Raw genomic sequence first — 14,146 nt, 5'->3', positions numbered from 1 at the left:
TGGCGAAATGGAAAATGTGAAGGTAAACAAACCGACATTACTAACTGACGGTTGTATCTAATCCTGGGGGCAGGTCACATTAGCCAATGAAACTTAGTCCGATATCCAGTCTGCGATCCGCAGACTTCAGAAAGAACTGACGCAGGTTGACGGTGAGATACACACTAAAAAAGCTCCGGGGTAACCCTTTAAAACGGGTGCTGGTCAGAGCAAGGCAGCAGTATACAAACCATGTGTGGCTGTCATTATTGAAATGACACTGTCAGGAGGGCAGCATGAGTCGTCGCGCTAACTGCCACGGCAATACGATTGCGTAAAGCTTTCTTCTACTACTGAAACGTGAATGGATAATGAAAAAGGTCTACGTTACAAGGGAAGAGGCTTGAGTAAAACGGCCTTTACGCATAGCGATCTCCTTCGTTGGCAGAATAAGTATGTCGGAAGATCGCTAAAAATGAATGGCTTGGTTTACAGGGATACTTACAAACGTAACATGCTGCTAGTGGCCAGCATTGCACAACGTTGACCGCTATCACAAAAGGCAGAACACGCTAAGCCTCTTTCAGTGAAGCCTCACACTGCGCAATACCTTATCAATTTCATTCTTACTGGCTTGGCTCTTGGTGTTATAGGAGACGGTCAATACTGCTGTTTTCTCGTCAAGCGGGATTTGGTAGTTCTTCATTTCCCAGTCGTCATTGTCGAGGATACCTTTGCGATGAAACTCAGCAAGAAAAGCGGGAGCGCCATTCACACTGGACAGAGAGCAGTTAACAGCGCTGGTTAGCTCGCTGTTGATCTTTTTCAAAGCTGGCGCTATTGACGAGGTGATCACCTCACACACATCATCAACATCACTTCGGCTGAAGTGGCTCAAGTCATCACGTTCGATCATGTTATCGGTAAAAACCACTTTGACTGTCGCGGTGTTTAGCTTGCCTTCTCTGTTTGCATTCGCTGAAAGTGACAGGTTTTTTGCACTCTGCGGAATGCCGGTTACAGAGGCGCTCACTTTTTCAATTTCTTTGGCTTGTTCTGCTGACATCAACACCCACGCTTCAGGCAGTTCAAGGTTCAGTCCATAACCTGCCTGGTAGCGTTTGTAGCCTTCATGAGGCGTATCAACAACTGTTACTGTTGGGGCTGCTTCTTCTTTTATTTTATTGTCATCATTCGCAATGAAGAAAATTACCTTAACGACAATAAATAACGCAACCAGCAGTAATAGCCATTTTATCCTAATCATCATTTTTCCCTGTATTCATAACACTTTGCCTTTGAGTAATATCTCATAAGCTTAAGAATAATGCGGCAACCGCATGACTTATCGCGGGTTAATATAAGCACTGCCAGGTGTAACGTCTCAGTGTTTATGCTCAGCCCACTACAAATAGTAGGGAGGCGGTGCAAATGGGTGAGGGGACGCCGCGTTATGTAACTGGCGCTGTTCGTTTTTTTCAGTAACGTTAGTGGCGCCTGACTTTGCTATCCCTTGTTCTTATGCGATCGGTGAACTGCTGGGGAAAATAGTCAACACGCTTTAAAATATCGGGCTGGAGCAATGCCACTGGCTACGCAACACAATATTGCTCATTGCGATGATCATTATTATTTCAATGAACCCGGCTTTAATAATAAACCGGGCATACCATCTTCTGTCTTTACCATGAAAAAATGTTTGTTGTTTTATTGATTACATATCGTTTAGCGCTGCCGCTGAACGTTCTGCTGCTGTGAGCCGTACTTATGCGCAAAATGACAAAGAGGCTGCATTGACGCTTTGTGTGGCAAAAGCGTACGTCAATGAACCGGTAGCCAGTAGAGGTGCTTCTGCCAGCCCCGCGTCCTGAATAATTGGAGCGAGTACGCTGCGGAAAACGTCGCGGGTAAGATGCGGGAACTGGCCGATCAGTTTCTGGCGCGTCAGTATTTCTCTCACCAGGGGTATACATCAAACTTAATCCGATGAAATGCATCGAGTTGTATCACCGCAACGAGTTTGAGCAGCAGGTGCGGGATTATGTTCTGCATCCGAAACGTAGCTGGATGCAGGACAACGCGAAGTAACACTCATCGCTCAATGATATTAAGCCGCTTTGGTGTGGCTTTGTTTTCCCCGCCGTACCCGTCATTTTCCCTACACAGAACCGGCATACAGTAGCGCGATCTGTCATGAGGGAAACCACCGATGAAGCTCGTAAAACTCACCGAAACTTGGATAGACCCAAGTGTGCGCATACGCGAATGCAAAATTGGCCAACAGTGTGAAGTGCTGGCCAACAGTCTGATGGAGTACGCCACGCTGGGGGATTTCTCCTACCTGGGGGAATACTGTACCGTCGCCGATGCGCAGATCGGTAAATTTGTGGCGATTGCCAACAACGTGCGTATCGGCGCGCCCAATCATCCGATGGAACGCCCGTCGCAGCATCGCATCACCTACTGCCCGGAGTATTACTCTGCCGGCGCGACGCGCGATCACGACTTTTTCGCGCGTCGCCGTGGCGACAACGTCACCATCGGCAATGATGTTTGGATCGGCCACGCGGCCATTGTGTTGCCTGGCGTGACTGTGGGCGACGGTGCGGTGATCGCCGCCGGTGCGGTAGTGAGTAAAAATGTCGCGCCTTACACCATCGTCGGCGGCGTCCCGGCAAAAACGATCCGCTTGCGCTTCGCGCCGCACATCGGCCATCAGTTGCAGCAGATTGCCTGGTGGGACTGGCCGCTGGAGACCATCATCGAACGGCTGGCTGATTTTCAGGATGAACGTATCGACGCGTTTTGCGAAAAGTGGAGTAAGTCGTAACCGCGCTATCGGTGCTCTCGTGCGCAGAGTGCGATCACCATTCCCGCCACTGCTGCGCCGCACAGCAGATGAAACACGACTGACCACGCTGTTAAGTCCGGCTTCGCGCCCAGCAGCACGGAAATGATCGCGAGCATCATCGCCCCGGCGATGTACTGGCTGGTAATCATCAGCGCACTGGCACGACCCTGCTGGTGCGCTGGCACTACCGTTAACCCCACGGCAAACATTGCCGGGTAAATCAGTCCGTGGCCAATACCGCTCAGCGCAACGCCGAGCATAAACGCAGGCGAGAGCGGGGTTTCCAGCGACATGGCAAGCAGCCACAGGCCAAGCGCAGCGCTGGCAAACCCTGCCATTAGCACTTTTGCGCTGGCATAACGCGCCGTTAGCCGGGTATAGAGCGCGTTGCCTGCCACAATCAGCAGCGCCAGCGGCGTGAACAGCAGCCCGGTGGCGATGGCATCCAGCTGTAATGTCTGTTGCCACAACAGTGTCATGGCGTAGAACTGGCTGCCGACGCTCGCCATATAACAGGCGCTGCTCAGCCAGCCACTTTGCAAGCCTGGCAGGTTGCGCAAGGCGCGTGATAACAGCGGTTGCGGGGCAAAGCGTTCATGCAAAATAAACAGCAACAACATCGCCGCCGCCAGCCGGTTGGCGATAAAATCCGCCGCGCCCGTTTCGCCATAACGCATTAACGCCCACACCAGCGCACCGGCAGCCGCACAGCCAATCAGCGGGCCCACGCCCGTTCGTGACACTTCACTTTGCGGGATCAGATGTTGAAAATCGCGCTTCACCCGCCACAGCGCCAGCAAGCCTGGCGGCAGGTTGATAAAAAAAATCGCCCGCCAGCTTAGCGTTGTGAGTACGCCGCCGAGCACCACGCCCGCTACCAGCCCGAGTGCGCCAATCGCGCTCCAGATTGCCAGCGCGCGGCGGTGCGATTCACCGTGAAAGCGTTGCCCGATCAGGGACAGCACCGCTGGTTGCAGCAGCGCGGCGGCGATGCCTTGCCCGGCGCGGGCAATTAGCAACAGTTCACCACTGTGTGCCAGTCCGCCGAGGGCGGACGCCAGTAAAAACAGCGCCATGCCGGTGCTGAAAATGCGCCGTGCGCCAAAGCGATCGCACAAATTTCCGCCAGGTAACAGCAGCGCGGCGAAGGTCAGGCCGTATAGCGACACCACCCACTGCATCGTGCTAAGCGAGAGTTGTAAATCGTGCGCCAGCGTCGGCAGCGCAATGTAGACAATGGCGTAATCCAGCGCGATCAGCGCCTGGGCGATGCATGGCGCTATTAGCGCAAAATAGCGTGTTGAAGTGGGCGCAGCCAGTGCGTTGAGTTGCGTCATGGGGTTTTCCTGTTAATCTGCAAAGGGTGAATAACATTCATGGTTATTCCCGATGCATAACAGGCTACGCCTTGCGTTGCAGGTCAGACAAAGTCATATTTTTCAGCAAAAGATGAGTTAAATTCAGCTATGCGTACGCGCCGTTTACCACCGCTTTCCGCTATTCGCGCTTTTGATGCCGTTGCCCGCCATGCCAGTTTTAAAGCGGCAGCGGAAGAGATTGGCGTGACGCCAACGGCAATCAGTCATCAGATCCGCGTGCTGGAAGCGTCTTTGAACCAACGGCTGTTTAACCGTTCGGCGCGCGGCGTCACGTTAACGGCTGCCGGAGAGATCCTGTTTCGTGCATCGGGGAATATGTTTGCCACGCTGCGCGAAGCGGTTGATACCATCGACAGTGCCACTCAGCCGGGGGCGTTGACGCTAAGCACCACCTCCAACTTCCTGACCAACTGGCTGGTGCCACGTCTTCCTTCGCTGCATCAGCGACATCCTGAACTGGAGCTGCGTCTGCACAGCAGCACCGATCTGGTGGATGTGCGTGGTGCAATGGCAGACTGCGCGATCCGTTACAGCATGCACGCCGACGAGACGCTGGATAATACGTTGTTGTATCGCGATCGCTTTGTGCTGGTCGCCAGCCCACAACTGGTGCTGAAATGCCCGCAAGATCTGGTGGGCTTAACGCTGTTTCATATCGAAAACCGCCATGTCCCGACGCCGGAACCGGACTGGCAGCACTGGCAAGCGGCGTTTGGCCCGGCAGATTTACCGGTGCAATCCGGCATTCGTTTTGATGATGAGACGCACGCGATTCAGGCGGCGATCGCCGGGCAGGGCGTGCTGCTCGCCAGCGAGTTACTGATCCAGAACGCGCTGGCGCAGAAGCTGCTGCGTATCGCGTTGCCCGGCAAATTACCCGGCGGGAATTATTACTTTGTGACCAGCCGCGAGAAAGCGCAGCGGCAAGATGTGCAGCAGTTTAAACAGTGGGTGCAGGGGGAGTTTGCTGCCCTGAGCATTTCGACAGAACGTTAAAAAGATGCTGTAAACACCTACAAAAAAAGCCAGGTTTCCCTGGCTTTCTCTTATTTAATTACCGGAAAACTCAGTTAAACCGGCGCGCGATATCCGCGACGCGTTGACCGAATTTCACTGCGGTTTCCAGATCGCCGGAGGCGATTTGGTCTGCGCCCGCGTCGGATGGAGACTGCACCAGCAGACCAACAGAGCCGCCGAGGTTGTTGATGTCCTGGCGCGTCGCGGCCAGTGTGTTAGCGGGCAGCAGACCGAGGCTTACCCAGATGCCGCCGTGCTGTGAGGCCAGCGTTTGCAGGTACTGCAGCGATACTTGTTTGTCGCCGTTCAGGCTGGCGCTGTTGCTGAAACCGGCGAAAACTTTGTCCTGCCAGGCGCGGGTGAACCATGCTTTTGAGCTGGCGTCGGCGAATTTTTTAAATTGCCACGGCACGCCGCCCATATAAGTTGGTGCGCCGAAAATGATCGCTTTTGCGTCATTCAGCAATTGCCAGTCGCTCTCCTGAATATCGCCGTTATTATCAATAACAATAAGCTGTGCGTTGGCGCCTTCGGCCACTTTCTCCGCCACGGCTTTGGTGTGGCCGTAGCCGGAATAATAGATCACAACAGTAGACATAATTTTCCCCTATTGAAGAGAGATGTCGTGCAAACCAATTTGCACGATCGCCATCATTTTTCTTTTCCGGCAAACAGGGTGTATTTCCCCGCGCCCAAAAACATAATACTTAAACCACCCAGGAAATAGAGCGCCTCGCTTTCCAGACCCCATGCGCCAACATTGGTCAGGATAAAGAATTTCCCCATGCCGACCAGTAACGTGGCGACCAGAATATTGAAGGCGTAAATAAACGCCGCCTGGCGAGTAAACAAACCAATAATAATCAGCACTGGCGTAATGATTTCGCCAATGAATACGCCGTAAGCAATAAAGCCCGGCAAGCCCTGTGCCACCAGCATGCCGGAAATCCAGCCGATGCCATGTTGCACTTTGGCCACGCCGTGAAACAGCATCAACACACCAAATGTCAGACGCAACAGCAGCTTGCCAAATTCCGGGTGCGTGGTGAGACTGAGAAACGCATTGTTCAGCCGGGTAATCATCCTTTTATTCCTCACTATTGCGCAGGAGAACTTTTGCCATTTCTGGCACCTTAGTATCAAATAGAAACTTAGGCTTTGAGTTATACACATCCCGTTCCGGTTGCGGAAGAAGGCACCCCAAGGGCACTACGTTTCCTCGAGGAAACCTACTACGAGAGTTTGTCGTTATGATTAAGCCGTCCATTCCTTACGATATCTACGATAACCGCTGCCCGACGCGCGATATGCTGGCACGCCTGGCGGATAAATGGGCGCTGCTGGTGCTGGCGCGGCTGGAAAATGGCCCGATGCGTTTTAACGGCCTGAAGCGGGATATCCGCATGATCACGCAAAAGGTGTTAACCCAGACGCTGCGCAAACTTGAGCGCGACGGCATTATCGCCCGCCAGGTGTTTTACACCGTGCCGGTGTCGGTGGAATACAGCCTGACGCCGCTGGGTCGCACGCTGACGGAAACTGTCTCCGTGCTGGCGCACTGGGTAGAGCACAATATGGATGCGGTGCTGGCCGCGCAAGCGGCGTATGACGAGGCGAACCCGGCGAAAATAAAAGAACCCACCGCGTAGGGTGGGTTCGTGGGGCTTATTGCAGGTGGGTGCGCAGTTCGTGTGCGGCCTGCGATAACGCGGTGCGCACGGTGGGTTCTTCGCTGAGCGCATTCAGCAGACCGTAGTCGTGGATCATGCCGTTATAGCGGGTGACCGTCACCGGCACGCCTGCGGCATCCAGCTTACGACCAAACGCTTCACCTTCATCACGCAGCACGTCAAGCTCGGCGGTCTGAATCAGCGTCGGCGGCAGGCCTTTCAACTGCGCGCTGCTGGCTTCCAGCGGGGAAGCGAGGATGTTGCGGCGATCGCTCTCTTTAGTGGTGTAGTTATCCCAGAACCATTTCATCATGTTTTTGCTGAGGAAATAGCCGTTGGAAAACTGGTTATAGGAGCCGGTTTCAAAGCGTGCGTCGGTAACCGGCCAGAACATCACCTGGTAACGAATCGCTGGTGTGTGGTGTTCTTTGGCCTGCAAGGCAACGGCGGCGACCATATTGCCGCCCACGCTGTTACCGGCCAGCGCCAGGCGTGAACCATCAACACCAATCTCTTTGCCGTGCTCGGCAACCCAGCGGGTCGCTTCATACGCCTGATTAATCGCTACCGGGAAGTGCGCTTCCGGCGAAGGTGTGTAGTTGACAAACACTGCCGCGGCGCCGGATCCATTCACCAGATCGCGGACCAAACGTTCATGAGTTGGGTAGTCGCCCAGCACCCAGCCACCGCCGTGGAAGAACATAAACACCGGCAAGGTTCCGGTTGCGCCTTGTGGTTTAACGATGGTCAGTTTCAGCGGCTGGCCGTTAACGGTGATGGTTTTTTCCGAGACATCGGCTGGCGGCAGTTTCGCACCCTGCTGGGCGCCGATCAGCACCTGGCGGGCATCCTGCGGGGAAAGTTGTTCAATCGGTTTACCGCCGCTGCTGTTCAGCGCGGAGAGAAATTTTGCCACACCCGCTGTCGGTGTTGGCGCATCGGCGGCCCAGGCGGTGGAAACGCTGGAGGCAACTAAACTCATGGCAATCAGTAATGAACGTGACATATTATCTCCCTTGCGATTGTATCGCGTGCTATTTAGTTGGTTGTGTTAAGTGCCGTTGTGTCCGGCTGTGGAGTGCAATTTAAGTAGTGCGCTATTTGATTGCAAGCTAAATTTATAAAATTAATGCGCGATAACGTTTTACTGTTTGATTTTAAAAAGATTAAATTTGTAGAACGAGTGGTGTAAGAAGCGGAAGATTGCCCGCCTGCCTGTAAAGTACCAAAGATGAGGATGTCATGGAGTTGGTAAAAAGAGGATAATAATTGCCTGTTTTTCCTTAAATAAAATTTTAATGAATCTTCAGCGTTTTATTACGGAATATGACGAATCACTCAGCGGTGAATTGAATATTGATCCTCTTGGTCAATTGATTGTCTGGTCCTCTTTCGGGCAGCAGATTTTTCGCAACCGTATTAGTTCAGTAGCCAATGATGTTCGTCACTACACACTCAATCTGCTCCACCATTATGTTATTCGCAGCGTTCTCAGTGATGATAAAACGCAGCTCGGCGAGGCATTACAAAAAATCTATGGTGGCAAAAACGATGTAAAACTGACGCACGCCTGTTTGATTTTCTTAGAGAATATTTACACGTTATCGATGTGTGATAGCCAGAGCAAAAAGGGTGTCGTCACTACCGGCGTGCTGGGCATTGTTAAAGCCCGCGACAAATTTGCGAAATTCGAAAATAACCCACGGCTTATTTTCGGCCACGGATCGGATAGCCAACTGCTGACCCAGCAATTATTTCTTGGCACCAACGGGCGTTATAAAACGCCGATGATGAATATGCATTTCTTCGATCAAAAATATCATTATCAGTTGGCAGAAGGCATATCCGCATGGCAACAAGCCGGGCACTTTATTTTACAAACACCACAGCTAAAAACGCTTTTTCGCCTGTTATGCGCCTGTCTGAAAACGCAGCTTGGCGTGCGGCTTCAGCAAGGGCTCACGCTGCGCTTTGCCGATATTGATAACAAAATTACCCGCGCGTATGTGCAGGCGTTTCGCTCGTCGGAATATGTTGGCAGTTACGCTAAAGATTTCTGGCTGGCGATGACCCGTTTACGCGAAGGCGCTTCCGGCGCGCTGTATACCGCCATTGAACAGGCGTCGGAAAAGCTGTCTGCGGCAGATATTTATCACCAGGCGCTGCGTCTTAGCCATAACGACGCCGACCGCCAGTTGCTGCGCCATATCGTGCATGTTGAACCTTATCTGGCGGCGATTGATCTGTTATTTGCCGGGATATTGCAGCGTAAAAAACAGACGCTAGAGGATATTCGCCAGTTCTGGGCGCAGCGCGGGCTGGACGATGAAACGCTGCCGAAACGAGCTGAACAGGTGCTAAACGATAAGACGCTATTGCCCGCCCTTTCCGGCACGGCGCATACCCGGCTTGAACGTTTGCTGAAGGTCGCACAAGCGCCTTCTGTTACTGCACAAGTTATTGAATTACTGAAATATCATGAGTACGTGATGCAAAGCCGCGGTCAGTTACCGTGGATAACGCTTAGCGGCGAAACGCTAACGTTGCTGGTTCCTGTGCGCGCACTGCACGCCGATCGCCAGAATGACGGCTGGGTTAACGATTATTACATCCCGCAGTTCCGCCATATGCTGCAAGGATTGTGGGGAGTGGAACAGTGAAACTCATCAGCGAATTTAAAGCGCAACTGGCCACGCTTGGCGAGATAAAACGGGTCTGGTTGACCAGCTTTAATATCAATATTGGTTTTATCGAAACGCATCTGCTGCCGGCGGTGCTGGGCATGGAAGAGCCGCCAAAAAACCGCAACGAATTTGAACGCCTGCAATTCGATCTCACCCGCAAAAAGATCGATTTCCGCATTTACTGCGATAAGCGCCTGATAACCCAGGAGCAGCACAAGCGCACATCGATCACCATTCTGCCGGTTTCCGTGCGGCAAATTGCCCCACATCTGGATGCCCAAAACAGCCTTTTTCACCCCAAAGTGATTTACCTCGAAGATGTGCACGGCAACATGATCCTTGGTGCGGGCAGCGCGAACCTGACGCTCAGCGGCTGGGGGCGCAACCAGGAAGCGGTGGATTTTCGCCGCGTCAGTACCAACAAGCAGTATCAGCAGATTAAGTCCTTTTTTACGCAGGTAGACCCGAATATTGTTGTCGACGACGCATTTCCGGTGCGGCGGAAATTTTCCCATGACGATCCTGACTGGGATTTTATTCATTCCCTTTCCGGTAAAACGCTGCTGAAAGCGCTGGCGAACGGCGACACCATCAAAAAGCTCTCCGTCTGGTCGCCTTACCTGGCTGCAGATTTAGCGGGTTTTATCGGCTCTTTATCCCATGCTTTTGGTAACCCGGCGCTGAGCGTCGACCTGGTGCCTGACCTGGCGCACGGGCGGTTTTTGCGCACGCCAGGCGGGGAGGACGTGGAAGCCTTGCGCCAATCCGATCAGTTACGCCTGTGTAAAAACCCGCTGGGGCGTGACGAGCGCTCAGAACTCACCCACGCCAAAGTCTGGCTGGCAACGGGCAAAACCTCAGCAACGCTGGCGATCGGCTCGTGGAATTTCACTGCGCCGGGCTGTAGCAGCATCAGCACAGACGAGGCGCACCGGAACATCGAAGCGGGCATTGTGCAACGCGTTTCGCCGAAAACAAAAATCGTCGGCGCGGTGCTGGATGAAAAGGCATTCGCTTACGCCAGCGCCGAGTTGCTGGAAGCCGAGAGTTTGCACGTTCCCGATCAGTTACCTTTTGATTTACAGGTGCAATTTGACTGGCGCTCGGGCAAATACACCATATCCGGCGAATGGTTTGACGGCAAACCCACTGCGCAGTATGCGCTTCGTTTGCCGGGCATCGCGCAGGTGATTGCGCTGGGCTGGCGCGGTAAGTCGCTGATTGCGCTGCGCGATCTCGTCGCCGAACGGCCAGATGAGGTGTTAACCCAGCACTTTTATACCGTCATCCGCCCCGGCGAGGCGGACTGGCAAGGGATTATTCACGAAGTGGGACAGGCGTTTCGCCGGGTGAACGGTTTTGACACGCTGCACGATCTTCTGAACAGCTATATCAGTGATGTCGACCCGCAGGACAACGACGCGGTGCATCTGCGTGAAACACTGCGCGATGGTGATTCGGCAGAGGATGCGCCGCCGGAGGAAAAACCGCTGGTACAGACCAGCGCCACCAGCTATTTCCGTCTTTTCTATGCGCTGGAAAAACGCCGCGAACAACTCGAAACCCTGAACGATGATGCCTCGCTGCACTACTGGCTGTTTACCTGTCCTGGCTGTTTGCTCGAGCTGGTGGAAAAAGTGCGCGAGCACCTTGCCGCGCAACCGGGAACGCTGTTTGGCTGGTTTATGGCCAACGAGGTACAAAGCCTTTGCCAGCTGGCGAAAAAACGCTACCGCAAAAAGAGCCTCGCCGCCCACGCGTGGCCGAAGCTTGTCATCGACATTCCGCCATTACCGGTAAAGGGAAAACAGCGCCAGCAGTACCTCGACGCGATAAAGCAAAGGTGTGGATATGAAGCCTGATAACTGGAAAGCCATTACCCCGCAGGCGGTGGCGGAAAAGATGAGTTTTGACGCGTCGCAAGACGACTGGCAATACGATGCGCAGGAGTCTTCTATGGCCGCACGTCAGGCCGAAGGTGTCGCCGGGCTGTGGAACATACTGGCGAAACGCAAGCTGGCGCTGCTGGCCGATGAAGTGGGGATGGGCAAAACCTTTCAGGCGATTGGGGTGATGCTCCAGCTCTGGCATAAAAAGCCCGACGCGAAAATCCTTATCCTCGCGCCCAATAAAGACATTTGCCTGCACTGGAAACGGGAATACAAAACCTTCTTGCTGCATCACTATCGCGCTAAAAATTCGAAGATTTGCAATGCCCAAAGGGAGCCGGTGCACGAGGCGCGCATTTTCACCCGGCTGAGTGAGCTGGAGCAGGATATACGCGAATCGCGGGGGAATTTTTACCTGACCACCATTCACTCGCTCAGTGGGCTTGTCCCGGCGGAGGAGAAAAATAGCGACAATATGCAAGCATGCGCGGCGCATGAAGCCGCGAAAATCCATGCGCAAATTAAATCGACGCTGGGCGAGCAGGGGTTTGATCTCATCATCATTGATGAGGCGCACTACTTCCGTAACCGCGATGGCAAATCCCAGCGCGCGGCGGCGGCGAAGCGCTTTTTTGGCGAGGACGATAACCGCTTAGGGCAACGAACGCTGTTACTCACCGCGACGCCGAATCACTCTTCATCAGGCAACGTCGCCGATATTTTGCGTTACTTCGTCGACCCGGAAGCGATTAGCCCCGACGGCGATGCTAAAACGCTGTTAAAAACCTTTGCCATTCGCCGCCTGCGACAAATGCAGGGAAAGGGCGTGACCCACAACAAATATAACTACCGCCATGAGCAGGCGACGGCGGCAGATTTTACCGACAACCCGGATGCGGAGCTCTTTTTCGCCCTTTACCAGCGCGAACTGGTAAAGACGCTGGGTGCAAAAGGTGAGCGCCGCCAGTTCCAGTATGGCTATCTCGAAGGGTTTGAATCGACCGGCATTGTGGCAAAAGAGGACAGCGAAAGCGGTGAAGAGAATTCGGACGATATGGCGAGAGACGCCTTTCATCAGGCGCCGGACACCCGCTTGCTGGCGGAGCTGACGCAAGCGTTTCAGGATATCTACCACCGTTTTCCGGATCACCCGAAATATGGCGCGCTGGTTAAGCAGTGCGTGCCTGAGCAGTTGTTTACTGCGCCACGCCCGCTGTATCGCGATAAACATCTGGTATTTGTGCGTCGCATCCCCTCGGTGCGAGAAATTACTCAGCGCATCAACGCCGAATATGACGAACTGATGGCGCAGGAGATAATCTCTGCGTGGGGCGTTGCATCGCCGGATGAGACGCTAAAAGCATGGCGCAAAAGCGGCTGGTCACGTAAATATTTCAACCGCCTCACGCAGGCGGCGCAGGTGTTGCAGGAGGCGTCAGAGTTCCTGGATGACGACGCCGGGAGTAGCGACGACGAGGAGAGCAAAGAGCGCGAGCAAAATGAGCTGAAGCTCTCATCGAAAATCGCCGATCTGTTTGTGGTGAAAAGAAGCGGTGAGAAGCGAACCGATTGCACCAACGTCAGCCAGCGCTTTCGCCGGGCCGAAAGCCTGTTCTCCCTGTTTCTGGAACCAGCAGCGGATTATTGCTGTGCGCAATATGCCACCTATTACCGGCTTACCGATCGCCAGCGCGATAACTTTGGCGATGCGGCGCGCGACGTTCGCCTGCAAACGTGGCCCACCGCGCAGCGTCTTGCGCGTAGCGAAAAGGTGCAAGAGAACCGTTATGAGCAACCGCTGCAAACGGCCTGGGGAATGATGTTTCCGCTGCTGCCCGCGCATTGCCAGCAGCAACTTCGAGACTGGCAGGCAAGCAACCCGGCGATTGTGGAAAACCTCGCTAACTACCTGAAAACGGGCTACCTCTTCGCCAGCCCGGTGATGATTGAACTCTACTGCTGGTTTATCCGCTTTAGCCGCCAGAGCACCACCTCGGATGTGCAAAAGCGCTACCGCGATTTTACCGCCAGCATTGCCGATAAATTGCCGGGATCGTTACTGCTGCGCTATTTCATCAATGGCATTGAAACCTTCGAAGCGATGTGTGAAAAAATCACCGATCACTCGCTGGCTGACTGGGAAACGCCGTGGCGGGAACTGACCAACCTCTCAAGCCCGGCGTGGTACGCCAGCGGCCAAACCGATAACCGGCAACGCTTGATCCTCGGGTTCAACAGCCCTTTTTATCCCAATGTGCTGGTGGCAACGTCTGTGTTCCAGGAAGGGGTGAACCTGCATTTGCAGTGCAACCAGGTGCATCACTACGGGATTGCCTGGACACCCGGCGACAACGAGCAGCGCGTAGGGCGCGTCGATCGGCTGTTTGGTCGCGTCAATCATCTGTTAAAAGCGCATGGAACGACGGAACTGCGCATTCACTATCCTTACCTCGCGCAGTCGCTGGATCAGGATCAGCTCGCGGCATTCATCCAGCACAAACGGAATTTTGAAGCGAAGCTCGATGCCTGCGACTTTGATCAGTTCAGCCGGGAGATCAATCTTAATGACGAAACCGGCGGTTGGGAGGCGGCGCTGCGCAAACCCCAGGCCGACCTTAAACCGGTCGATCCTTATCCGGCGGAATTTGCCGGGGCAACAGACCCGGCAAAGTAAGGG

12 protein-coding genes are annotated in these 14,146 nt (G+C 53.9%); 6 read left to right on the top strand and 6 right to left on the bottom strand.

The features are described 5' to 3' along the window. Nucleotides 1-562: 562 nt before the first annotated feature. Complete coding sequence (locus ACFX4U_RS23500; protein ID WP_313507855.1) at nt 563-1,249, bottom strand: hypothetical protein; 687 nt, start codon at nt 1,247-1,249, stop codon at nt 563-565. A 495-nt stretch (nt 1,250-1,744) separates the two neighbouring features. After that, nucleotides 1,745-1,939, bottom strand: a complete 195-nt coding sequence (locus ACFX4U_RS23495) for a hypothetical protein (RefSeq protein WP_313507854.1) — start codon at nt 1,937-1,939, stop codon at nt 1,745-1,747. A 249-nt stretch (nt 1,940-2,188) separates the two neighbouring features. On the opposite strand from ACFX4U_RS23495, the gene ACFX4U_RS23490 reads away from it, so the two are divergent. Beyond that, nucleotides 2,189-2,809: a DapH/DapD/GlmU-related protein gene (locus ACFX4U_RS23490; RefSeq protein WP_313507853.1), complete on the top strand. Its 621-nt coding sequence runs from the start codon at nt 2,189-2,191 to the stop codon at nt 2,807-2,809. A gap of 5 nt (nt 2,810-2,814) precedes the next feature. Here ACFX4U_RS23490 and ACFX4U_RS23485 read toward each other — a convergent pair whose 3' ends face one another. Further along, a complete protein-coding gene (locus ACFX4U_RS23485; RefSeq protein ID WP_313507852.1) occupies nt 2,815-4,167 on the bottom strand; it encodes an MFS transporter in 1,353 nt (450 codons plus the stop codon). Nucleotides 4,168-4,296: 129 nt separating this feature from the next. Between ACFX4U_RS23485 and ACFX4U_RS23480 the strand changes: the two genes are divergently transcribed. Continuing rightward, the gene (locus tag ACFX4U_RS23480; RefSeq protein ID WP_313507851.1) at nt 4,297-5,205 is read left to right on the top strand and encodes a LysR substrate-binding domain-containing protein; all 909 of its coding nucleotides are present in this window, start codon (nt 4,297-4,299) and stop codon (nt 5,203-5,205) included. Between the two features lie 70 nt (nt 5,206-5,275). On the opposite strand, the gene ACFX4U_RS23475 is transcribed toward ACFX4U_RS23480, so the two are convergent. Both ACFX4U_RS23475 and ACFX4U_RS23470 read right to left on the bottom strand, forming a co-directional pair. Then, nucleotides 5,276-5,824: a flavodoxin family protein gene (locus tag ACFX4U_RS23475; protein WP_380218725.1), complete on the bottom strand. Its 549-nt coding sequence runs from the start codon at nt 5,822-5,824 to the stop codon at nt 5,276-5,278. Between the two features lie 53 nt (nt 5,825-5,877). Continuing rightward, nucleotides 5,878-6,309, bottom strand: a complete 432-nt coding sequence (locus ACFX4U_RS23470) for a DoxX family protein (protein WP_313507850.1) — start codon at nt 6,307-6,309, stop codon at nt 5,878-5,880. Between the two features lie 167 nt (nt 6,310-6,476). Between ACFX4U_RS23470 and ACFX4U_RS23465 the strand changes: the two genes are divergently transcribed. Continuing rightward, entirely contained in the window at nt 6,477-6,875 is a 399-nt protein-coding gene (locus ACFX4U_RS23465) for a helix-turn-helix domain-containing protein (protein WP_020456379.1), read from the top strand. 16 nt (nt 6,876-6,891) lie between these two features. Here the strand turns inward: ACFX4U_RS23465 and ACFX4U_RS23460 are convergent, their stop codons facing one another. Further along, nucleotides 6,892-7,902: an alpha/beta hydrolase gene (locus tag ACFX4U_RS23460; protein ID WP_200553285.1), complete on the bottom strand. Its 1,011-nt coding sequence runs from the start codon at nt 7,900-7,902 to the stop codon at nt 6,892-6,894. A 292-nt stretch (nt 7,903-8,194) separates the two neighbouring features. Here ACFX4U_RS23460 and ACFX4U_RS23455 point away from each other — a divergent pair, with 292 nt between their 5' ends. The 3 genes from ACFX4U_RS23455 to ACFX4U_RS23445 are packed head-to-tail and all read left to right on the top strand — an operon-like array spanning nt 8,195 to nt 14,143. Further along, nucleotides 8,195-9,556: a hypothetical protein gene (locus ACFX4U_RS23455; protein ID WP_313507849.1), complete on the top strand. Its 1,362-nt coding sequence runs from the start codon at nt 8,195-8,197 to the stop codon at nt 9,554-9,556. Beyond that, nucleotides 9,553-11,442, top strand: coding sequence for a hypothetical protein (locus ACFX4U_RS23450; RefSeq protein WP_313507848.1), 1,890 nt, complete (start codon nt 9,553-9,555; stop codon nt 11,440-11,442). Before ACFX4U_RS23455 ends, ACFX4U_RS23450 begins: the two co-directional genes overlap by 4 nt. Then, complete coding sequence (locus ACFX4U_RS23445) at nt 11,432-14,143, top strand: DEAD/DEAH box helicase (protein ID WP_313507847.1); 2,712 nt, start codon at nt 11,432-11,434, stop codon at nt 14,141-14,143. Before ACFX4U_RS23450 ends, ACFX4U_RS23445 begins: the two co-directional genes overlap by 11 nt. Nucleotides 14,144-14,146: the final 3 nt, after the last annotated feature.

This window comes from Kosakonia sp. YIM B13588 (genome assembly GCF_042788165.1).
Taxonomy (GTDB): Bacteria; Pseudomonadota; Gammaproteobacteria; order Enterobacterales; family Enterobacteriaceae; genus Kosakonia; species Kosakonia sacchari.
The sequence above is the reverse complement of the archived record's forward strand: the minus strand, read 5'-3'. Positions and strand labels throughout refer to the sequence as shown.